Source organism: Rossellomorea aquimaris (assembly GCF_020172085.1).
Lineage (GTDB): Bacteria > Bacillota > Bacilli > Bacillales > Bacillaceae_B > Rossellomorea > Rossellomorea aquimaris_E.
Genome location: NZ_JAIVAT010000003.1, coordinates 1,459,228 through 1,480,162 on the forward strand (window position 1 = coordinate 1,459,228; position 20,935 = coordinate 1,480,162).

Genomic DNA, 20,935 nt, shown 5'->3' on the forward strand with positions numbered 1-20,935 from the left:
CGTTGGGTGATATGTCACAGCCAGCTTAGGGTGTCGAAGCTGGCTATTTTTTAGCGATTAGGACTGCGAATCTCTTCTACATACTCCATTACCACTTCGCCAATCCTGTTCATCACTTTTTCCAGTGAGGTCCATTGAACAGTAGGATCCTTGGATTGAAGTAGACCGATTACTACGATACGCCTGCTATCTACCTCTATGAAGCCCACGTCATTGCATACTCCTTCTAACCCACCCGTCATATGGTACCATTGATCGTTAAATCGGAAACCGTCGGGATCATCCTGGTCTTTCATCCCCTGTAATACACTTTCTATATCATCCGGATTTAACCTCTCATGAAATAACGGTTCCATCATTTTATATATTCCTGACGGAGTGCCGATATTGCTCACAATATCACGATTGTGGGATGAAACCTTACAATCAATATCCAGCTCCTGTAATAATTCATTCAGGTGCTGATCAGGAAGTTTTTGAAGCAGGTTTGAATATGCCGTATTGCTGTGTTCACGAATAGCAAAATAGACATCTTCCTTAACTCCAGAACAATCATGCCCCGAAACAAGTATGGCCGTTATCCATTTTGCGATGCTTGCAAGCGGGAACCATTCATCCTCGTTGATTGTAACGGAAAAATCCGTCCCCATGTCATGCATATAAAAACCGAATGTCATATCAGGTGGAATCAGGTTGATGATATTCCGGCGAAATGCCCCAAACTCTTCACGTCTCAAACAATACCCCCTCCAACGCCTTCACATATCGATCTGCAGACATTTGAACTCTTTCATGGGCATTTTCCTTCACAACCCGATGGAAGGCATTGTATAGACGGGCAAAAGTCAATTTACCTACCACCTCAGCCATCTCTTTTACTTTCATCGCAGGAAGGGGGATGAGATTTGGGTAGCTGTACATGAAGCTGACCCACTCCGTATCAGCCACAACCTGGATGATATCCCCTGTCAATAGGATTCCATTGTTGTTGAAACCTTCTTTCCATTCGAGGACCGCTCCGCCCTTGAAATGCCCGCCAAGACGGTGAATGGTAATTCCATTATGTAATTCCAGGGACTCTCCCGACCAATAAACAATCCTTTCACTTTCCCTCATTACCCATTTCCGGTCATCCTCATGGATATATATGGGCACATCGAAAACCTCCGCCCACTCTACCTGTGTGGAATAATAATGGGGATGTGATAATGCAATGGCATCCAAGCCACCAAGTCTCGTAATCTCACTGATCGTCTCTTCATCCAGATAGGAGATGCAGTCCCACAGAAGGTTGAATCCTTCTTGCTGAACGAGATATGCTGTCTGACCAATCGCGAATTCAGGCATTGTTTTCACACTATATAAGCCTGACTCCTCAAGGATGATCTTATTTCTGAACGACTCCCCCTTCATATTCTCCAAAGTGGTCCAGCTTTGACCGGCTGGGCTTACATATTGTCTTTCTTCCTCACAAATCTTGCAATGCTCGGGGACCTCCATTGATTCTTCATATTGAACTCCACATGTTTCACATAAGTAATGTTGCATACTAAAACCTCCTTTAAATGGTAAAAATAATAACATTATCATTCTATCGAACTATTAATAATTTGCAAAATTTTCCTTATCATACCACTTTATTGTATCTATACTTCCTTCCTATTTCTCAGCAATTTTCCCGTATACACAGGTGTCCGTTAAACGTTTTCCGTCAACGGAGAGGTCTTCATTTCGAAGAATTCCCTCCAATTTATATCCAAGCCTTTCAGGAATCGCCCTGCTTTTATGATTCGTGGATTCACATCGTATTTCCACCCTTTTTCCACCCAGCTCAGTCAAAGCAAATTCTGTTAATTCGCGGACCGCTTCTACCATATACCCATAGCCGCTCATCCTGGTGTCGATCCAATATCCGATTTCCAACTTCGGGACACTCCAGTCGATATTATGAAACCCGGTTGAACCGACAAACTCATCGGTATTTTTCAAAAATACCAGGTATCTCAGACTTTCTCTTGTTAGAAATTTCGCATGTGCTTGACGGGTGTTTGACTCCGTCTCTTCCACTTCAGGATTACTTAGGGCAAAACCGAGCCACGGCTGTAATTCAGATAAGGAAGCTTTAATCGCAGCATTCACCTTAATGCCATCTCCGGGCCGGGGCATCCTTAATGTTAATCTTTCAGTTTCAATCACCATTGGTATATCCAATAATACTGGGTTCATTTCTAAACACTCCTCTAAATCAAAAGTAAAAAACCCCCGCCCTCAAGAAATGAATCTTGAGGACGAGAGTCTCGTGGTACCACCTCAGTTTACCGGCATGTCACCATACCGACCTTAACGGATACAGAATATCCGGACTCTGTAACGGGAGTTCCCGATGTTTTCACTGCGTGGGGCAGCTTTGAACATAGCTCCGAGCCTTTCGTCATTACTACCATGATGGCCCTTTTCCAGCGACAGGGCTCTCTGTTCATCACTTCAATACCAATGACCTTCTCATCAATACCAAATTGGAAATATTTTAAATTATTGAAATTATAAGGGAATAAACTTCATCCTGTCAATACTATCTTTAGAATCGTTTATTCTCTATGATCAAGTGGATTTTCTCGAAGTAACAATCAGAAAGGATGGTCGTCTTTCTTCATTTTTCAGACTAGGAATCTTAGTCAAACCTTCCGGAGTAGGCATGGGTTCAAGCACCCTTTCCAACATGAAGCCATTTTGGATCAGCCCATTAATCAACGTTGGTATCGTGTGGTGATATTTAATGACACCGTCCACGTACCAATGCTGCTCCCGTTTCCCTTCAAGACGGTAATGATCAAGTGCCCAGTGAAGCTGTTCACCATCAGCATCCCTCCACCAGTTATTCATGTCTTTACGGGCGGTCACGATTGGGTGTTCAATCGAATAAATAAATATCCCGTCTCTCTTTAAAAAGGTGTGAAGCTTCCGAACGAGTGAATCGTAGTCTTTTATATAATGAAGGGAAAGTGAGCTTACGATAACATCAAATGCCTCTCCATCCCAATTCATCTCTTCAATTGGACAGCAGATATATTGTATCTTTCCGTTTGGATTGACCTTCTGTGCGCGATTGATCATCTTGCTGGAAATATCCACTCCAATAACAGATGAAGCACCCATTTCAATACAATATCTCGATAATTCGCCTGTACCGCATCCGAGATCCATTACTCGTTTCCCCATAAGGTCCGGCAGCTCTTCTTTCATGGCCGGCTGTTCAAGAAAGTCGTTATAAGTTATTCCCGATTCTCGCAAATTCATATACCCTTCGAAAAATACGGGATCGTCATAAATATTTTGTTTCATTTGTCTCCCTCTTTCTGCACTAATCGTTTCTTACATGTTCGGAACCTTATTAAGAAAATGAGAAAAACTCTTTCGGCTCAACTCTTTTCTTCATCTTGTCCACATCAAAGACATAAGCAGGTTCTGTACCCATAATTTCCATTCTCCCATTCTTCACTTGTAAGCCTGTCTCTTCATTAAGGGCTATGACCGGCTTAGAATATGTATCGATGAATCGGTGAATCAGATCGTCATTATCAGTATCATAATGGCACCATATAGAATAATCCCCCAAGTAAGATAATCCGCTCCTGTCCCTTAATTGAACATCATTATTGTCCATATGCTCACACGTGGCAAGATGGCTTCCCATCACTATGGCCCCGGCACTTCCCCCATAGATCAGCCCACCTTCATCTATGAAAGTGGTCAATTGAGAACTGAATCCAGATTGTAAGATATCGTGCATCAAACTGAACGTGTTCCCACCACCTATATAAACAGCTCCGAACTTCATAAGATCCTTGGAAGTCTTCCCCCTCAAGTTCGTCCACATCGTAATATCGGTTATTCCAAATGGATCCATTACACTATATATCCACTTATAACAATCCTCGTATGAAATATGTGCTGTATTCATCGCTATAGGAACATATAATAATGGCTTTCCACTGCCCAACTCACCCGCAAACACCCTGTCAATCTCATATGTCTGCTCCTTATCCCCACCGCCCGAAAGATACAAATTACTCAATTCATCTCCCCCTTTACTGGAGGGACGGACCTCCAATATTTGATCCCTAATAATGTTAATTATAGCAATAAATAGGGTTCAGTCGAATATTTGATGTGAAATTGGAGGTCCGTCCCTCTCTCATTATCACAAATTTCTTAATTTTGGAAAATGCCGTGTTATCATGAAAATTTTCCAGATTTGACCTTATTAACAGGCGGTTTTGACCTGAAAATAGTCCCGGATTTTCTCAATACCGCCTTTGACTATCCTGTGATATTCTTAATTTGTTTGAATTATTAGAAAAAAGAGGAGGAATTGGAATGAAAAAGAAAAAGATCTTGAGTATGGGGCTATCGGTGGGAATACTTTCCGGAATGATGGCGACAAGCAGTCTTGCTGCACCTGCTGGCAATGCACATTTCCAAATGAATAAGAAAGCGGGTACACCTGAATTTGTATCGGGTCTCTTATCCGCTCCTTCTGGAAAAGATGCTGAGTCCATTGTCCTTTCTTTTGTAAATCAGAACAAATCTACATTCAAACTTGCTAATAAAAAAGCAGACGAGCAGTTCAAGGTGATTTCTGAAGAAAAGGACAGCCTTGGAAACACAGTCGTCCGCATTCAGCAAACGTATCAAGGTATTCCTGTCTGGGGTTCCACACAATCAGCAGTCGTGAAGGAAAATGGCGTTCTCCAGGCGTTTTCCGGCTCAGTGGTGGCAGAACTGGATGAAAAAATGTCATCCTCAAAAAAGAAAATAAGTGCGAAGAAAGCCACAAAGCTTGCTAAGGCTGATCTGGGCATCAATCCAAAATTACAAAAAGATATAAAGCCGGAACTAGTCGTATATACAGATGGAGATCAGGCTGCATTCGCTTATTTTATAAACATAAATTACTTGGAACCATCTCCTGGTAACTGGAATTACTTTATAGACGCGGGGACAGGGGAGATCCTGAATAAATACAATGACATGCATGAAGTCAGCGGAACGAATCAAGTTGGGACCGGTAAAGGTGTATTGGGAGAAACAAAACCACTAAACACGACTCTTTCTAGCGGTAAGTACTATTTACAGGATAATACAAGGGGAAGTGGTATATTTACATACAACATGAATAACCGTACATTCTTCCCGCAATTTTTCTTACCTGGGACCTTATGGTCAGATAGTGATAACGTGTTGAATGCTTCATACGACGCTCCAGCCGTGGACGCACATTATTTCGCAGGAGTCACGTATGATTATTATAAAGATCATTTCAATCGAAATTCCTATGACAATCAAGGTGCTAAGTTAGTCTCCTCCGTTCATTACAGCAGCGGGTATAACAACGCATTCTGGAACGGTTCGCAGATGGTATATGGTGACGGTGATGGCACTACATTCGCCCCTCTATCAGGCGGTATAGACGTCGTTGCACACGAACTCACCCATGCGGTTACAGACTCTTCTTCTGACCTTGTTTATCAGAATGAATCAGGTGCTTTGAATGAAGCCATATCTGATATTTTTGGAACGTTGGTCGAGTATGAGAATGGATCTAATCCTGACTTTGAAATTGGTGAAGATATATACACGCCGGGCACTTCCGGAGATGCCCTTCGTTCTATGAGCAATCCCGCGAAATATGGGGATCCCGACCATTATTCTAAACGATATACGGGAACGGCTGACAACGGCGGGGTTCATACAAATAGCGGAATCATCAACAAGCAAGCCTACTTATTAAGTGAAGGTGGTACGCATTATGGTGTAACAGTCCCAGGAATCGGGCGTGATAAGCTAGGAGATATTTACTACCGCATGAATACTGTTTACCTTACAGCCTCTTCCACATTCAGCCAGGCAAGAGCAGCAGCAGTTCAATCAGCTACAGATTTATATGGAAGCACGTCAGCTGAAGTCAATGCTGTGAAACTTTCCTTCAACGCTGTCGGAATCAATTAATACAGAACCATGAGCAGAGATATTTTCTCTGCTCATGTGTTATTTACATTGATGATGTCACATTATCACAAAAAATAAGAAAAGTCCTTGATCCACAGATCAAGGACTTTTCGTTCGTTCTTAGTGATTTGCCGCTTTATCTAAACCACCTGGCTTATTGTGAACAGCCAGATTATTAATTAACTTATTACTTTCCGTGTTCAATCCGGTCAGATTGACTTTTACACCATTTTGATGGTACTTGATTACGACTTTATCAATTGCTCCAACTGCAGAATCATCCCACAGGTGAGCGTGAGTCAGATCGAGAGTCACTTCGCTGATATCTTCATTGAAATCAAAGCTGTCTACAAACTCAGTGACAGAAGCAAAGAATAACTGTCCCGACACTCTGTATACCTTCTTGTGAGTTTCTCCCGAAGCCATAGACGTGATTTTGACCTTCGAAATTTTAGAAGCGAAGAATACCGCACTTAGAATAATACCTACCAGTACACCTTTAGATAAGTCATGGGTCATTAATACAGTCCCCACCGTTGCAAACATCACAAGTGAATCAGTGAAAGGTGTTTTATGCAGGTTCCTTAGAGATGACCAATCAAACGTACCGATTGATACCATAAACATTACACCAACCAGTGCAGCCATCGGGATTTGAACAAGGAAATCGTTTAATACTAGAATCAAAATCATTAAGAATACTCCGGCTACAAGGGCTGAAAGTCTGCCTCTGCCTCCCGATTTCACGTTGATGACGGATTGTCCGATCATTGCACAACCTGCCATTCCTCCAAAGAAACCGGAAACGATATTGGCCATACCCTGGCCTCTCGCCTCTTTGTTCTTGTCACTTGATGTATCTGTCATATCATCTACGATCGAAGCTGTCAGAAGTGACTCTACCAATCCAACCACCGCAATCGATAGGGAATATGGAAAGATAATCTGCAATGTTTCGAATGTAAAAGGAATATCCGGAATCAAAAATATAGGAAGTGTCTGTGTTAACTCACCCATATCTCCGACTGTACGGACACCACTTCCAGTCAACACCGCAAACACCGTCACAGCAATGATCGCTACTAACGCAGATGGAACTGCCTTAGTGAAACGAGGCAAAATGTAGATGATGGCAAGTGCCCCTGCTACCATGGCGTACATCATCCATGACTCTCCAACAAAATGAGGTAATTGCGCCGAGAAAATCAGAATAGCTAATGCATTCACGAATCCAACCATAACAGAGCGTGGCACAAACTTCATTAGACGTCCTAACTTCAGGACCCCCATGATAATTTGGATCACCCCTGTTAAGATGGTTGCTGCCAGTAAGTATTGTAACCCGTGATCAGCCACAAGCGTCGTCATTAAAAGGGCCGTTGCACCTGTTGCAGCGGAAATCATACCTGGTCGACCACCTACGAATGCTATAACCACTGCAATACAGAAGGAAGCATAAAGCCCAATCATCGGATCGACTCCGGCAATAATGGAAAATGCAATCGCCTCAGGAATCAATGCCATGGCCACTACGATCCCTGACAGTACATCCCCTTTCACATTTCCAAACCATTCATATTTTACTTTTTCACTCAAAATCATCATGCACCTCTTCCTATTAAATTGTGACTTTCAACTCTCATGAAAGTCGGGGCCGTTTGACACAAGGCACATTATATAATGGATGAATACATTTGTGAAATCTCAATGAAAGCGCAATCAATTATTTTTACCTCTTATTTACTTCCGTTTTCGCCCTCATTCTACTCACCTTCAATAACTTGTAAAAAAAACATAGATTTCTTTAAAGGATTATGAAAAATTTAATAGAACTACATAGTAAACACTTTCATGGGATGGAGGACAAATTATGTTCAGGAAGATACTACTTGCTACAGACGGTTCGGAACATGCCTTACGGGCAGGAGAAAAAGCAATTGCTCTCGCAAATTGCCAGGAAGGTTCAAAAATCGATATTGTATATGTGGTAGATGGAAAACACTCTAAAGAAGATGTTCTGCATCATTGGGGTATGGATGCGAGCGACAAACGCAGGCAAAAGCTTCAAATGATCGAGCAAAAAGCGAAACATGATGGAATTCAGTATGAAATCATCTTTTTACATGGAGAACCTGGACCCACTATAGTGGAGTACGCGAATAAACATGAATTTGATGCACTTGTCATCGGAAGTCGCGGGTTAAACGCTTTTCAGGAAATGGTTCTTGGAAGTGTAAGCCATAAAGTAGCAAAGCGGGCAAAATGTCCCGTCATGATTGTGAAATAAAGAAAGACTCCCAATATGGAAGTCTTTCCTTAAATCTTAAACAAATAATCAAAGATCTTCGGTACCCTTTTTCTCCATGCCATTTCGTTATGCTCGGCGCCTTCAACAATCTCAAACCGACAATCCTGCACGCTGTCTTTGAGTAAGCGATAGACCTTCCTGCTTGAATCGATATAGGTGAGATCATCGATCGATTCGGTATTTTCCTTGGTTCCGATATCCATATAAAAACGCTCCATTGCTGATAAATCGCTGTCTTCTATATACTTCTCAATCTCATCCTGGTTAAACCAGTAGGCAGATGATATCGAAGCCACCCTTTTAAAGATATAGGGATACTTACACGCTGCATAAGTAGAGATCAATCCACCCATGGAGCTTCCGGCCATGCTCGTCTCTCCTGGAATGGTCCGATACTTGCGATCGATCATGGGTTTTAATTCATTCACGATGAACTCGATATAAGCTTTTCCCTCCCCACCGATCGACTTTCGATCAGCTGAAAACACATCCGACATCTCTCTGCTTTCCCATGGCCCATATTCGTCGAGCCTGTTCAATCCCTCATTGCAGTCAATTCCCACCACAATAAGCTCCATCTTTTCTTTTTCTATGTATTCCCCGATTCTCCATGCCATTCCATATCCAGCATCTTCATCACGGTAAAGGTTTTGTCCGTCATGCATATAAAGTACTCTGTAGCTTTTCGGTGCTGCATCATGGTAATCTTCCGGTAAATACACACGGACAGTCCTTTTTCGATTTAAAGGAGTCATGGTTACTTCAAAATGCTCATACATCCGTTAGGCACCTCCATTCCTATTTTATTTCAAGTGTAGCATGAAAAGAGTTGTAAAGGTTTTATTATGTAATAAGATTTTGAACCTGTCCTATTATAAAAGAGGTGCACATCCTTCTACAGGATGTGCACCTTCATTCACTTCTTACCTTATTCAGTCTCACTTCTATTATAGGAGCTCTCGGGTAGAGTATCCCAGAATGATGTATCCGCTTCCTCAATAGAACCATCTGCAATCGCCTTTGCGGTTGCTTCCAAACTGATGACCGCTTGTTTTATAAGATATCCATTGCTCTTTTGTCCAAGAACATAATCTTCTCTATAATGATCGGCCATGCCTCTCATCTCAAAAAGAAGCGTCGCAATCCCATATTCAACCGCAAGGCCATTTCGGCTTATCGTTGGAGCTGAGCCACCGATGTATTTTGACAATGTACCGAATCCGCGGCTTTCTACTGTGTTGTATAAGACTGCCCCCAGCTGCTTTGATTTTTCTACCACTTCAGGATCTACATCTTCATTGGTTGGATATAAAATCGAACCAGATACCAGCTCATCAGTATCCCCAAGAGTGGTTTCTGCACCTTGATGATGAAGGTCGATCATATAATCAGGACGATATTTCTGAAGTACATTTTCATGAAGTGCCTTCGTTTCAGGCTGGTTACGGTCAACATGATCACGATTCAGGTCCACTTCATTCGCATTGTATCTTGTGTGAGTTCCCGCTACATAGTCATCCAAAGAAAAATCCACATCCCCCTCAGCACCATCGACATTCAAACGGGGAGCGACCAGTATATTTACGTTTTCAAGCATCCCTTTCACTTCTTGTGAGTTGGAAGTAAGATGCTTGATGAATTGAAGGGCGCCTTCTGTTGTCAACGCTTCATTCCCGTGCTGCTGTGTTAAATAAAGAACTGTAGGATTTTCATCGTTATTCCCGAATTTCGCGAGGTAAAGATCTCTTCCTTTTACAGATTGACCATATACTTCTAATGAAAGAGCGTCAGACTTCTGATCTAAATGTTGAAGCATTTTCACCATTTCTTCGTAGCTATGAAGACGATCGTTCTTAATCGTCTCATTCCCATTGTAATCCGGTCCACCTGCCAGAACATTGACATCAGGTGTCGAAAAACTGATTCCAGATGCTACCAGAGCACCTGTAAGGGCTCCAATCACTAATTTCTTCTTCATTATGTATTCCTCCTTTATTTCGTCTCTCTAATATACTTAGAGTTGTCATCAATAAAACCCTTTCAAATACAATAAAATGAAACAATAGGACTGAATTACGGAATAATGTGTGGATAGTAGTTCCTATTTCAATTAGAAGTATCCAGCATTTTGCCTGACTATTGAATCGAGACTTTGTATTCAGTTCATTCCCATGAAAAAAAGAAGCCCCTCACCATAGGCTTCTCCTATACTTTCTGTTATTCTCCATACACCTTTCCATTTGCATCCACATAAACGCTTTTAATCAATGTCCGATTAAATTTATTTTTGCCTTTTGATCCGTTCAAATCTATCGTTACATTATAGACGCCTTCTCCCAATTTCGGTAATTTGAATGTACCGTTCTGCTTTGGTTTCAACTTCCCTTCTTTTAACTTCCCATTTTTATAAAATTCAATCGTCATGTCCTGCTGTAGGCTTACCTTGCTATCCTTTTTCTTCAAACTGATTTCATCTTGATTCACATCTACCATTACAGCATCATTCAAGCTGCTTTCAAAGGAAACGTTCAATAGATATTCCTCTTGATTTGAAGAAGTTGATTCAAGTGTCCATTCACCAGCAATCGGAGTTTGAAGTGTCAGAGTGTGGTGATAGGCTCCTTTAAAATAATCACTTTCGTCTTTTTTCACAGTAAAAGAAGAATAGACTTTCTGTGCTGGGTCTTTCAGGATCACTCGCGAAGAAGGGCTGCTGCTCATCCAGTCAAAGGTTATTGAGGTTGCCCCCTCTTCCACTTGTATTTTTTCTTGAGTTTTCCCCTGATATTCCCCTCCTCTTATAAGCGAAGATGCATCATGATAGGAGGCTGAGTTGCGTTCTGTGGTTTGATTCAAAGTTCCTGAAGATTGGATGGCCGTTTCATTCAAATAATCCTTGAACAAATTAAACGTCGATGAACCTTCCTTGATAGAGTAATGATTCCAATCCCCTACCTTCAATTCAGTAGCATAAGGAAGCCTTGAACTTTTGACCGTAACGGCCCCGTCATTACTTCCATATCCAGAGAGATATAATCCTCCCCAATACAGTGAACCTCCAAAACTCCCCCATTTCGTGCCACCAAACGTATAGATGGGAATTTTACTCACATTTGCATGTTGATCTGTTACATCACGGAAGTAACTCATATATCCTGTTTGCAATGAGTAAGTGGCATCATTCTTGTTGCCAAGTATGCCTGCCAGCCAACCCGCCCAACTGCTGTAAGCAAGATCTGCCAATTGAGAACCATGATGCGGAGTGGAAAGCGTGATCACCCTTGAAACATACGGAAAAGCACCGTAATGAACAAGAGCAGACTGGGTATCGATACCACCCTTACTATGAGCGACAATTACCACCTTTTCTCCGTAATAGTTGTATATATCACGTATCTTCTGTGCAAGGAGTGCGCCGTTGTCCCACATATTCTTTGTGGGATATAAATCGATAAAAGCGGTTTCATATCCGTTCTGATAGGCGGTATCGTACATATTATTGTCATCCCACCAAGTGTTAGAAGAGCTGTTTAAACCGTGAACAAAAAGGATCGGTTGCTTTGAAGGAGCTACATAAGAAGGAGTCGTACCAACATACCACTGTCCAGGAACCCCAGAAGGATCTTCTTTCCAAGAACCAGCCTGACTCCATGACGGCAATAATAGGAACAATGCCAAAACAATCATACTAATCTTTTTGATCATACACTCTCTCCTTTTTTCAAATGTCATAAACATGTAAAGTATATCGGCAGGAATAAGAAGATATGACAGGACTTATGTAACGCATGAAGAAAGTCCTAACAAAGACAAAGCATCATCATTTTTAAAACGACTATACAAATACGACAGTTTTCGTAAACATTGTTGCTTTCGGATGTAGAGAGTAGTAGTTGCAGTGACCAATTATAGTTAATAGTACTAATTCTCTTTCTACTTTAGAGGATATAGAGAACTGCGGAGACTCCTACGGAAAACCGGAGCATTCTCTTCACCCTCTTCCACTCAGTCAATGACAGAACATTTTATAGTCATAGTCTGTGTAAGAATAAAAACACCCATTGCATAAAGAGCGTTTAAAAAATGCTTTTCCCAGATCATTTATTCTTTTAAAAATCGATTTTTACATGCTATAGTTACAGTATAAAAAACCGATATCGGATATCGATATTGAATTTCGATATTAAATAAAGAAGGTGTTTATTGTGGAAGATAAAGTCTTAAGAAAACTATTCCTTGGATTCATTCAAATACATATCCTGCATCACGCTAAACAAGAACCCATTTATGGGAAGTGGATGCTTGAAGAATTGAAAGAACATGGATATAACATCAGCTCTGGTACACTGTATCCCATTCTTCACTCCATGGAAACAGACGGGCTGCTACTAAAAGAAAATAAAAACGTGGACGGGAAAATCAGAAAATATTATTCAGCAACCAATAAAGGAAATGAGGTTTTGGGTGAAGCCCAAAACAAAGCATTTGAGCTTTTTAAAGAAATAAGAGACTGATAAGTAGGTGAATACATATTGAACACATCAAGAAAAATTAAAACACTGATTGAGCTCCTTTTCATATCTACTAGACTGGGATTTACATCCTTTGGAGGACCTGCTGCCCACCTCGGTTATTTTCATGAAGAGTATGTCCGTAAAAGAAAATGGATGGATGAAAAAAGCTACGGGGATCTCGTAGCTCTCTGTCAATTCCTTCCCGGGCCTGCCAGCAGTCAGGTGGGCATTGGCATAGGCATTATGCGTGCCGGTGTGCTTGGCGGGATTGTATCTTTTTTGGGTTTCACCCTTCCGTCTGTAATGGTTTTAATTCTATTTGCCATTCTTCTTCAAGGAACCGATATGTCCAATGCAGGATGGTTACATGGGTTGGAGATCGTAGCGGTAGCAGTGGTGGCGCATGCGATTTTAGGTATGGCCAAGAAATTGACTCCAGATTTAAAGCGTAAAGCCATTGCCCTCTTCACTTTGGTGATCATTTTACTTTGGCAGACTGCCCTCTCACAAGTCGGGGTGATCCTTCTATCTGCTCTTATCGGATTCCTACTTTATCGGCATCATGAAGCAGGTGATGAAACAGTGTTAACGTTTCCCGTTTCGAGAAGATTCGCGTTGATTTGTTTATCGATTTTCTTTGGGCTACTGTTTCTACTTCCTATTTTCAGAGAATGGAGCACATGGGAATGGCTCGCTCTCTTTGACAGTTACTATCGATCTGGATCATTGGTATTCGGTGGCGGTCATGTCGTTTTGCCGCTCCTTGAGAGGGAATTTGTTCCGACAGGCTGGTTGACGGAAGAACAATTTCTGGCAGGATATGCTGCAGCCCAAGCGGTCCCTGGCCCGCTCTTCACCTTCGCAGCTTATATTGGAGCAGTGATTAACGGTTGGAAGGGTGGAATCCTTGCGACGATTGCCATTTTCCTCCCTGCTTTTCTACTCATTCTGGGGACATTGCCATTCTGGGATACACTAAGACAAAACCCCAAGATAAAGGGAGCACTAATGGGGGTAAATGCTGCAGTGGTCGGCATTTTGGTTGCGGCTTTTTATCATCCAATATGGACCTCTTCCATTCTGGCACCAGTCGATTTTGCTTTCGGTGCGATTTTATTCAGTATGCTGGTCTTCTGGAAGCTGCCTCCTTGGATTGTCGTCATTACTGGGTCCATTGGTGGCTTCCTGATAGGAATGATTTAAAATATCAAGTATAGACTTCAAACGTTGTGGAAAACTATGAAAAACCAAAACGTTTGGAGTTTTTCTGTATGACAGCCAAAGTGATGCTTTTCATTGCCTTCTTTCTTCCCTGGTTCAGTTTATTCTTCGCTTCTTCAAAGACTATAAAGCGATTTATGCCTGTCACCATTCTCACTTGCTTACTTATGACCATCATCTTTCAAATTGCCTATACATACAAATGGTGGATCATCCATCAATATATCGTTCCCTGGGGGTACATGATAGATGTGAGCTTTGCATACGGAATTTTTGCAGTAGGGACCTTTTGGATATTCCGATTTACATCACATAAATTCATTCTTTATACGACGGTGAACTTCCTTATGGATGCCTTTATGTGCTTTGCAGCTCTGCCGTTGCTGGCTCTACTCGGAATAGCCGAATACGATAAGATTTCTCCTTGGCAATATCTCCTGGTCATTTATGGTCTCTCTTTCATCATTTACGCTTATCAAAAATGGCAGGAAACCATTTTCAAACATGCAGAATAAAGAAAGGAGCCGGGCACTGCCCGGCTCCTTTCTTTAGTGCGACTGAAGAGAATTACCTTTTGATAAAACGATACGCAAGATACGCTATATACAGTGGGGTGGCAATGTAAATGAGGTACGGAAACTCCTCATAGGTCCCTTTATAGATCACATAAAGCAAAGCACCGATAAAGAGGGTCACAATGGTTCCATATTTAGGTAATGGAACTTCCTTCAAGCTCGGAATTCTAATCCTGCTCACCATGAGAAAGCACATCGCCGTAAAAATGACGGTAGTCACGATATTCGGGATCCAGTTACCGAATAAAGTAAGGATGGCCAGAATTCCACCCGCTGCCGTAATGGGTACCCCTACAAAGTAGTGCAGCGACGATTTCGGTGGACTTGTATTGAAGCGTGCAAGGCGGTACGCACCGAACAAAGGGAATAAACCTGCTACGATGAACCCTAATAAACCGAATTGAAAAAAGTATGTATAATAAACAAGAAACGATGGTGCCACACCAAATGTCACAATATCCGCCAAAGAATCTAATTCTTTACCAAGATTACTGTCTGCATTGAGCATTCTTGCAAGTCTTCCATCCATACTATCAAGCATCATGCCTATAATGATCAAGACCGCAGCATTCTTAAACTGTCCACTTGCTGCAAATCCGATGGATAAGAATCCACAATATAAATTCCCCAACGTCACCATATTGGGGATCTTTTTGGTTAGTTTCATTTTCCTGTCCTCACTCTGCCAAATATTCTACTATTACTAGAATACCATTTTATTTACACTCATAAAGAAAATCATGAAAAAAATCCAATGAATCCCTTAAAAAAATACAATTTCAATTTACAATCGCCAAAATAAGACATACTATAAACTAGGATGACAAAAAACAGACTTGAATAGAATCAAAAACTCGAATGATTTGGTGATTATAACATGATAAGAAAAAAATTAAGACAATTCAAATGCCTCACTTTAAAACTACTACGTCTTAAAGATAATGCCCATAGTATCGCATTAGGCTTCACGGTCGGTCTATTGATTAACTTTGTTCCTTCCTTTGGGATCGGACCCATTATTTCAACGGCATGTGCAAAGATATTCAAGGGTAATTCTTTCGCAGGACTAGTTGGAGGGGTCTCTCTAATCTGGGCATTCCCTTTTTTCTTTTACCTGAACATTGCTGTGGGTCATCTCTTCTTCCCATTGGATTCAACAAACGATGCCGTTGGAGTGGGATTACAAATCGGGAAAGCCTTCTTTACCGGTATGCTGATCAATATACCCATATTCGGCGTCTTGATCTACATCATCATGAATTCCGCAGTGAGAAAATATAGAGGAACCATGCTTACTTTTGTACAAAGGAAGTGGAATGTGTAAGTTCCTCCCTCATGAGAGATGTTTGGCATGATTGAATACTTTCTATAATATCTTTGTATTTCCATGTCATTTTGATCTCTTACTGTATAAAATAATGAAAAAATCTAAATAAATGGTTTTGCGTACCCCAAATCAAGGTATTATTCACATGTCAGCGGTTATATAAACAGGAGACGGATTCCGAATTGCGTCGTTTTTATGATGAATTTTGTCATTTTTTTAATTATTGCGTCGTTTTCACTCCTAATTGCGTCATAATTCTTTTAATTGCGCATTTTAACATATAATGGTAAAAACACGTTCTCTCCAAGTGAAATCGAACCACACCTAAATGTTTGAAACCAATCCCCCCTCTTCTCCGTATATTCAAGTATAGAAATTCATTCTTCAAATGACCATTTTTTTACTTTTTATCTCGCACTTTGATATAATTAAACTATTACAAGTCGAGAATATAAGAGAAAGAGGAGGATTGAAATGACCGGTACAATCGCTGTAATCATGATTTTTTCTATACCCATTCTCGGCATCATTACAGACCATTTTCAAAAACAATCCAAGCTTAAACAGAAAATGTTAGAAGATGAACTACAGCTTGAAAAATTGAAACATGAAAATTTCGTCATTGAAACTCAAAAAATGAGGCTTGAATTAGAAAAAATGAACCTCGAAGATCCAAAGGAAAAGACACATACATTATAAAAACGCCTTTAATGGCGTTTTTATTTGTATTAGATTCAATTTTGCCATTCTTTCCGGTTGAAGGACATATACGAACTTGAAAATTTTTCTTGACTTTAACGCTTAAAAGCGTTTAAGATATAAAGCATCTTGAACATATATAACAAAGCTACGATGGATTTGCAGTAGTGAACTCCTCCCTGTTACCAGAGAGCCGGTATCGCTGAAAGCCGGCACAAAGGAAGTTTCATGAATTACGTTTCCGGAGCTTCCTGTCCTTCAATAGATCAGGACGGTCATTGACCGTTATCAATTTGAGTGGTAAGTTGTCATAAACTTACAATGAGGGTGGTACCGCGAATTCAATCGTCCCTGCTGATTTGTTTCAGCAGGGACTTTTTGTATGTTCATACTTTCGTGCACAAAAGCGTTTAAGTGCTAAAACACCATACTAAGGAGAATGTTTTATGAAACAATCGATTCCAAATCATTTACGTCAATTTGTAGCAAAGCAGTATTATGATGCCTATACGCCCATTGATCATGCAGTTTGGCGGTATGTCATGCGACAGAACCATCATTTTCTGGAAGGAACCGCTCATGAAGCCTTTACTGAAGGATTAAAATCTTCCGGAATCAACATCGAGGAAATCCCCAGAGTTAGTGACATGAACAAACATCTGTCTGAAATCGGCTGGGGAGCTGCGATAGTTGATGGTTTAATTCCTGGTACTGCATTCTTTGATTTCCAGTCCCATGGTATTCTACCGATTGCCACAGATATCCGACAAAAATCTAATATTGAATATACACCTGCTCCCGATATCCTTCATGAAGCGGCCGGTCACGCCCCCATACTATTTGACGAAACGTACTCAAAGTTTGTTAAACTTATTGGAAATATCGGCGCCAATGCATTTGCTACTGAAGAGGAGCATGAAGTATTCGAAGCAACCAGAAGACTATCCATTGTGATGGAAAAACCGAATTCGACCGAAGAAGAAATCCTGAGGGCAAAAAAGATCTTAGCAGAAAAGCAGGAAACGGTATCCGGGCTCTCGGAAGCTGAGCAGGTATCGCGAATCTTCTGGTGGACCGTCGAATTTGGATTGATCGGAGAATTTCATCAACCAAAGATTTTCGGTGCCGGACTGCTTTCGTCGGTTGGTGAGAGCAAGCACAGTTTATCTAATGAGGTGAATAAGCGGCCATTCTCTATACATGATGCTATTCAAACAAGCTATGATGTCACATCCATGCAAACTCAATTATTTGTATGCGAAAGCTTTGACCAATTGATTGATGAGGTAGAAAAATTTGGTGAAACAATGGCATTCCGAAAAGGAGGTACAAATTCAATCGAGAAAGCGATTCACTCCAATCAAGTGGCTCATATTGAATACAATTCCGGCCTACAGATTACAGGGGTCTTTAAAGAAATAATCAAAGACGCTGATGGTGAGGCAATCTATGTAAAGACGACAGGGCCGACTGCTCTATCCGTGCAAAATGAGCAACTGAGTCATCATGGAACGGAACGTCATGCCGATGGATTCGGTGCCCCAATCGGTTTCCTTCAAGATGGGACCTGTTTAGAAAGTAAAACAGAAGCTGAATTGAAGAATATGGGCATAGAATTGAATAAGATGATGCAAATCACCTTTGAAAGCGGCATAGAAGTTTCGGGACATGTAACGGACATTGTCTTTCACCATCAACACCCCATCCTCTTGACCATAGATGAATGCCTGGTCACTCATGGAGAACAGATTCTATTCCATCCCACATGGGGAACATATGACTTAGCCGTCGGTTCTGCTATCGTTTCTGCACGCCCCCATGCTGCTGACTTCGATGCTTTCTATGGGACTGTGGCTTCCATGGATGAAGAAGTTGACGATGGACCTGAACCTCTGACACCTTTGGAAAGTCTTTTTGCAGAAGTGCGTGATTTGCGTGAAGTCAATTTCTCTATCGATTTAGTTCACAGCATAGTAGGGAAATTAAAAGAAGATTTTCCTGAAGAATGGCTTCTTAGACTAGAGATAGTCGAACTCTTGGAAATTCATGATCCGGAAGCATGTATAAAGAAAGAACTTCTTAAAGATTTGCTTCATTTAAGTGAACAGGATCGATTTCAGCGCTTGATTGAAAATGGTCTTGATGTGATCTATGACAGGAAAGGTGTCATCGTATGAAGAAGTTGAATGAGGCGACTATTTCCCAGAAGTTGAGGTCCATTGAGAAATGGCAGTTGAAAGATGGTAAATGGATTGAAAGGCGCTATCGGTTCAAAGATTATCTTGAAGGGATCCGTTTTGTTAACAAATTGGCCGAACGATCAGAAGAAGTAAATCATCATCCCTTCATAACGATTCAATACAAGCTCATTATTGTAGAATTGACTTCTTGGCATGAGAAAGGTCTTACAGACGTTGATTTTGACCTGGCTGATGAGTTTGATCGCATCTTTGAAGGTACGAATGGATCAGAAGGCAGTCACTGATGTGACTGCCTTCTTTTTTATTCCAGATATTCCTCCGTCAGTGTTGGATTAAGGTACCTTGCCATACCGGTCTTCAGGTTTTTCATGCCATGTTTTCTATAGAAAGCTTCATTTCCTGAAGTCGATACCAGTAAGATACAAGATACGTCTTTCAATTGTTCCAACAGATCCCTCATAATTTGACTCGCGATTCCCCTTCGTTGATAATCCTGGTGGACGACTACATCATAAATCGTCGCGTTGAAGACCCCATCCGTCAAAGCTCTGCCAACCCCCACAATACGCCCTTCAAAAACAGCAAGGGAAACGATATCACTCCTCAAGAATATTTTGGATATAATTTCATCTGTATGTTTAAACCACCCTACTGAATGATACACATCTTTTATTTCTTTCATTTTATCCGGTTCAAATTGGTTCAGAATCTTAACACTCACCGTTCAAACACTCCTACTTCTTCTATAGATGGTATTCCATTTTAAGAAATTCATGGCTACCACCATTGGTCTTTTGAATGAATGTTCCAAGAGCGGTAAAACCTGACTTCTTATACACTTTGATCGCACGTTGATTGAACGTGGCCACAGATAGACTGAAAGCACTTGGAGAATATTTGCTTCGCGCGAATTCCAATCCGGCTTCCGTGAATTCTTGTCCTTTGCCTTTTCCAGTCATACCAGGCTTCATTCCCAATCCGATTTCAATCGTTCCATCATTCAAGTCAATGAATGAAAAGAAACCAACCAGCTTCCCTTCATTGAGAACCGAAAAAGTCGCATTTCCACGTCTCCCTTCATCCAGAAATTCTGCTAAATCTTCTTCATCTGCCGATATATCATAAAAAGCATATTCTCCTTCATACTTCCATGTATTCGCTATACATTCTGCCTGTTCCTGAGTCATCATTTGAAAAGTAAAACTCATATACGTCTCCTTTTAATAGAAAAAAGTCAAGGAATTGTCCTGTTATGGAAACTCATGTTTCAACTGCCGTCATCCGCTTACAATTTAGTCTCACCATGATTAATCAAAGTGCCCCATTTCTGTCCGGAGCATATTTTCTCCATAATTCCCACCTGATTAAAGTTAAAGATATGCACCGGGAGCTTATAATCCCTTGCTAATAGGAGCGCTGACTGATCCATGACTTTAATATTGTTCTTAACCACGTCATCATAATTTAGATTATGGTACATCTTTGCCTCTTTATCCTGTTTAGGGTCGGAAGTGAATACACCATCCACTCCTTGTTTCGCTACCAGAATGGCATCACTATTTGTTTCAATCGCTCGTTGGACACTCGGATAATCCGTCGTGACGAAAGGCTGGCCATTTCCCCCTCCGAAAATGACAATGTATCCTTTATCCAAATGATGGACAGCTCTTAAACGGATATAAGGTTCAGCCACTGCCGAGACAGGGATGGACGTCATGACCCTTACTTCTCTTTCCGTTTTACTTTTGAGCACTCCTCTCAGCATCAAGCTGTTTACGATCGTTCCAAGTGTACCGATACTATCCGCTTCCACACGATCAATTCCCCAATTATCAGCTAAATTACCCCTGAATATATTTCCTCCACCAACTACCAATGACACTTCAATTCCCATGTTTACAATGGACAGGATTTCGTTGGCAATATGCTCAAGCTCTGCTGTACCAAAATTATTCCCTTCATTATCTGCCAAAGCTCCCCCGCTCAACTTTATTAGCACTCTTTTGTAACTCAAATCGCTTCCCCCCTTGACATAAAAAAAGCTAAAAAGTAAAATGATTTACTTTTTAGCTCTTAAATAG

At 41.1% G+C, this 20,935-nt stretch carries 23 protein-coding genes and 1 other annotated feature; of the genes, 9 read left to right on the forward strand and 14 right to left on the reverse strand.

Annotated features, from left to right (window positions below):
• Window positions 1–50: 50 nt before the first annotated feature.
• The 6 genes from LCL96_RS08360 to LCL96_RS08380 form a co-directional block, all read right to left on the reverse strand.
• The gene (locus LCL96_RS08360; RefSeq protein ID WP_224940938.1) at window positions 51–737 is read right to left on the reverse strand and encodes a serine hydrolase; all 687 of its coding nucleotides are present in this window, start codon (window positions 735–737) and stop codon (window positions 51–53) included.
• Window positions 727–1,548, reverse strand: coding sequence for a hypothetical protein (locus LCL96_RS08365; protein ID WP_224940939.1), 822 nt, complete (start codon window positions 1,546–1,548; stop codon window positions 727–729). The genes LCL96_RS08360 and LCL96_RS08365 overlap by 11 nt, the downstream gene beginning before the upstream one ends.
• A gap of 111 nt (window positions 1,549–1,659) precedes the next feature.
• On the reverse strand, window positions 1,660–2,226 hold the full coding sequence (locus tag LCL96_RS08370; protein ID WP_224940940.1) for a GNAT family N-acetyltransferase: 567 nt from the start codon (window positions 2,224–2,226) through the stop codon (window positions 1,660–1,662).
• 89 nt (window positions 2,227–2,315) lie between these two features.
• Complete coding sequence (locus LCL96_RS23425) at window positions 2,316–2,444, reverse strand: hypothetical protein (RefSeq protein WP_263628070.1); 129 nt, start codon at window positions 2,442–2,444, stop codon at window positions 2,316–2,318.
• Between the two features lie 157 nt (window positions 2,445–2,601).
• Entirely contained in the window at window positions 2,602–3,342 is a 741-nt protein-coding gene (locus LCL96_RS08375) for a class I SAM-dependent methyltransferase (RefSeq protein ID WP_224940941.1), read from the reverse strand.
• 49 nt (window positions 3,343–3,391) lie between these two features.
• Window positions 3,392–4,075 (reverse strand): Type 1 glutamine amidotransferase-like domain-containing protein, encoded by a 684-nt coding sequence (locus LCL96_RS08380; RefSeq protein ID WP_224940942.1) that lies wholly within the window; start codon window positions 4,073–4,075, stop codon window positions 3,392–3,394.
• Between the two features lie 302 nt (window positions 4,076–4,377).
• Here LCL96_RS08380 and LCL96_RS08385 point away from each other — a divergent pair, with 302 nt between their 5' ends.
• Complete coding sequence (locus tag LCL96_RS08385; RefSeq protein ID WP_224940943.1) at window positions 4,378–6,009, forward strand: M4 family metallopeptidase; 1,632 nt, start codon at window positions 4,378–4,380, stop codon at window positions 6,007–6,009.
• 120 nt (window positions 6,010–6,129) lie between these two features.
• On the opposite strand, the gene LCL96_RS08390 is transcribed toward LCL96_RS08385, so the two are convergent.
• Window positions 6,130–7,614: a SulP family inorganic anion transporter gene (locus LCL96_RS08390; RefSeq protein ID WP_224940944.1), complete on the reverse strand. Its 1,485-nt coding sequence runs from the start codon at window positions 7,612–7,614 to the stop codon at window positions 6,130–6,132.
• A 265-nt stretch (window positions 7,615–7,879) separates the two neighbouring features.
• Between LCL96_RS08390 and LCL96_RS08395 the strand changes: the two genes are divergently transcribed.
• Window positions 7,880–8,296, forward strand: coding sequence for a universal stress protein (locus LCL96_RS08395; RefSeq protein WP_224940945.1), 417 nt, complete (start codon window positions 7,880–7,882; stop codon window positions 8,294–8,296).
• 29 nt (window positions 8,297–8,325) lie between these two features.
• Here the strand turns inward: LCL96_RS08395 and LCL96_RS08400 are convergent, their stop codons facing one another.
• The 3 genes from LCL96_RS08400 to LCL96_RS08410 form a co-directional block, all read right to left on the reverse strand.
• The gene (locus tag LCL96_RS08400; protein ID WP_224940946.1) at window positions 8,326–9,096 is read right to left on the reverse strand and encodes an alpha/beta hydrolase; all 771 of its coding nucleotides are present in this window, start codon (window positions 9,094–9,096) and stop codon (window positions 8,326–8,328) included.
• A 149-nt stretch (window positions 9,097–9,245) separates the two neighbouring features.
• Entirely contained in the window at window positions 9,246–10,295 is a 1,050-nt protein-coding gene (locus LCL96_RS08405; protein ID WP_224940947.1) for a M14 family metallopeptidase, read from the reverse strand.
• Between the two features lie 239 nt (window positions 10,296–10,534).
• Window positions 10,535–12,022 carry a lipase family alpha/beta hydrolase gene (locus tag LCL96_RS08410; RefSeq protein ID WP_224940948.1) on the reverse strand — a complete coding sequence of 496 codons (1,488 nt, stop codon included), beginning with the start codon at window positions 12,020–12,022 and terminating at the stop codon, window positions 10,535–10,537.
• A 500-nt stretch (window positions 12,023–12,522) separates the two neighbouring features.
• Between LCL96_RS08410 and LCL96_RS08415 the strand changes: the two genes are divergently transcribed.
• The 3 genes from LCL96_RS08415 (at window position 12,523) to LCL96_RS08425 (ending at window position 14,567) form a co-directional block, all read left to right on the forward strand.
• A complete protein-coding gene (locus tag LCL96_RS08415; protein WP_224940949.1) occupies window positions 12,523–12,831 on the forward strand; it encodes a PadR family transcriptional regulator in 309 nt (102 codons plus the stop codon).
• 18 nt (window positions 12,832–12,849) lie between these two features.
• Window positions 12,850–14,034, forward strand: coding sequence for a chromate transporter (locus tag LCL96_RS08420; RefSeq protein ID WP_263628071.1), 1,185 nt, complete (start codon window positions 12,850–12,852; stop codon window positions 14,032–14,034).
• A gap of 68 nt (window positions 14,035–14,102) precedes the next feature.
• A complete protein-coding gene (locus tag LCL96_RS08425) occupies window positions 14,103–14,567 on the forward strand; it encodes a hypothetical protein (protein WP_224940950.1) in 465 nt (154 codons plus the stop codon).
• Between the two features lie 52 nt (window positions 14,568–14,619).
• On the opposite strand, the gene pssA is transcribed toward LCL96_RS08425, so the two are convergent.
• Complete coding sequence (gene pssA, locus LCL96_RS08430; RefSeq protein WP_224940951.1) at window positions 14,620–15,294, reverse strand: CDP-diacylglycerol--serine O-phosphatidyltransferase; 675 nt, start codon at window positions 15,292–15,294, stop codon at window positions 14,620–14,622.
• A 210-nt stretch (window positions 15,295–15,504) separates the two neighbouring features.
• Here pssA and LCL96_RS08435 point away from each other — a divergent pair, with 210 nt between their 5' ends.
• The 4 genes from LCL96_RS08435 to LCL96_RS08450 all read left to right on the forward strand — a co-directional run bounded on the left by LCL96_RS08435 (window position 15,505) and on the right by LCL96_RS08450 (window position 19,138).
• Window positions 15,505–15,951, forward strand: a complete 447-nt coding sequence (locus LCL96_RS08435) for a DUF2062 domain-containing protein (protein WP_224940952.1) — start codon at window positions 15,505–15,507, stop codon at window positions 15,949–15,951.
• A 477-nt stretch (window positions 15,952–16,428) separates the two neighbouring features.
• Window positions 16,429–16,653 carry a hypothetical protein gene (locus LCL96_RS08440; RefSeq protein ID WP_224940953.1) on the forward strand — a complete coding sequence of 75 codons (225 nt, stop codon included), beginning with the start codon at window positions 16,429–16,431 and terminating at the stop codon, window positions 16,651–16,653.
• Between the two features lie 141 nt (window positions 16,654–16,794).
• Window positions 16,795–17,009, forward strand: a binding site (T-box leader).
• A 90-nt stretch (window positions 17,010–17,099) separates the two neighbouring features.
• On the forward strand, window positions 17,100–18,830 hold the full coding sequence (locus tag LCL96_RS08445) for an aromatic amino acid hydroxylase (protein WP_224940954.1): 1,731 nt from the start codon (window positions 17,100–17,102) through the stop codon (window positions 18,828–18,830).
• On the forward strand, window positions 18,827–19,138 hold the full coding sequence (locus LCL96_RS08450) for a 4a-hydroxytetrahydrobiopterin dehydratase (RefSeq protein WP_224940955.1): 312 nt from the start codon (window positions 18,827–18,829) through the stop codon (window positions 19,136–19,138). Before LCL96_RS08445 ends, LCL96_RS08450 begins: the two co-directional genes overlap by 4 nt.
• A 17-nt stretch (window positions 19,139–19,155) precedes the next feature.
• Here the strand turns inward: LCL96_RS08450 and LCL96_RS08455 are convergent, their stop codons facing one another.
• From LCL96_RS08455 to pyrH, 3 genes are all read right to left on the reverse strand, one after another.
• Window positions 19,156–19,575, reverse strand: coding sequence for a GNAT family N-acetyltransferase (locus tag LCL96_RS08455; protein ID WP_412103541.1), 420 nt, complete (start codon window positions 19,573–19,575; stop codon window positions 19,156–19,158).
• A gap of 22 nt (window positions 19,576–19,597) precedes the next feature.
• On the reverse strand, window positions 19,598–20,062 hold the full coding sequence (locus LCL96_RS08460) for a GNAT family N-acetyltransferase (RefSeq protein WP_224940956.1): 465 nt from the start codon (window positions 20,060–20,062) through the stop codon (window positions 19,598–19,600).
• A 77-nt stretch (window positions 20,063–20,139) separates the two neighbouring features.
• Window positions 20,140–20,868 (reverse strand): UMP kinase, encoded by a 729-nt coding sequence (pyrH, locus tag LCL96_RS08465; RefSeq protein WP_224940957.1) that lies wholly within the window; start codon window positions 20,866–20,868, stop codon window positions 20,140–20,142.
• Window positions 20,869–20,935 lie beyond the last annotated feature (67 nt).

Coding starts and splice junctions, on each gene's coding strand:
- pssA (WP_224940951.1), bottom strand. CDS start 15,294: ATGAAACTAACCAAAAAGATCCCCAATATGGTGACGTTGGGGAATTTA.
- LCL96_RS08385 (WP_224940943.1), top strand. CDS start 4,378: ATGAAAAAGAAAAAGATCTTGAGTATGGGGCTATCGGTGGGAATACTT.
- LCL96_RS08425 (WP_224940950.1), top strand. CDS start 14,103: ATGACAGCCAAAGTGATGCTTTTCATTGCCTTCTTTCTTCCCTGGTTC.
- LCL96_RS08395 (WP_224940945.1), top strand. CDS start 7,880: ATGTTCAGGAAGATACTACTTGCTACAGACGGTTCGGAACATGCCTTA.
- LCL96_RS08365 (WP_224940939.1), bottom strand. CDS start 1,548: ATGCAACATTACTTATGTGAAACATGTGGAGTTCAATATGAAGAATCA.
- LCL96_RS08405 (WP_224940947.1), bottom strand. CDS start 10,295: ATGAAGAAGAAATTAGTGATTGGAGCCCTTACAGGTGCTCTGGTAGCA.
- LCL96_RS08440 (WP_224940953.1), top strand. CDS start 16,429: ATGACCGGTACAATCGCTGTAATCATGATTTTTTCTATACCCATTCTC.
- LCL96_RS08445 (WP_224940954.1), top strand. CDS start 17,100: ATGAAACAATCGATTCCAAATCATTTACGTCAATTTGTAGCAAAGCAG.
- LCL96_RS08375 (WP_224940941.1), bottom strand. CDS start 3,342: ATGAAACAAAATATTTATGACGATCCCGTATTTTTCGAAGGGTATATG.
- LCL96_RS23425 (WP_263628070.1), bottom strand. CDS start 2,444: ATGGTAGTAATGACGAAAGGCTCGGAGCTATGTTCAAAGCTGCCCCAC.
- LCL96_RS08400 (WP_224940946.1), bottom strand. CDS start 9,096: ATGTATGAGCATTTTGAAGTAACCATGACTCCTTTAAATCGAAAAAGG.
- LCL96_RS08450 (WP_224940955.1), top strand. CDS start 18,827: ATGAAGAAGTTGAATGAGGCGACTATTTCCCAGAAGTTGAGGTCCATT.
- LCL96_RS08435 (WP_224940952.1), top strand. CDS start 15,505: ATGATAAGAAAAAAATTAAGACAATTCAAATGCCTCACTTTAAAACTA.
- LCL96_RS08410 (WP_224940948.1), bottom strand. CDS start 12,022: ATGATCAAAAAGATTAGTATGATTGTTTTGGCATTGTTCCTATTATTG.
- LCL96_RS08390 (WP_224940944.1), bottom strand. CDS start 7,614: ATGATGATTTTGAGTGAAAAAGTAAAATATGAATGGTTTGGAAATGTG.
- LCL96_RS08370 (WP_224940940.1), bottom strand. CDS start 2,226: ATGAACCCAGTATTATTGGATATACCAATGGTGATTGAAACTGAAAGA.
- LCL96_RS08460 (WP_224940956.1), bottom strand. CDS start 20,062: ATGAGTTTTACTTTTCAAATGATGACTCAGGAACAGGCAGAATGTATA.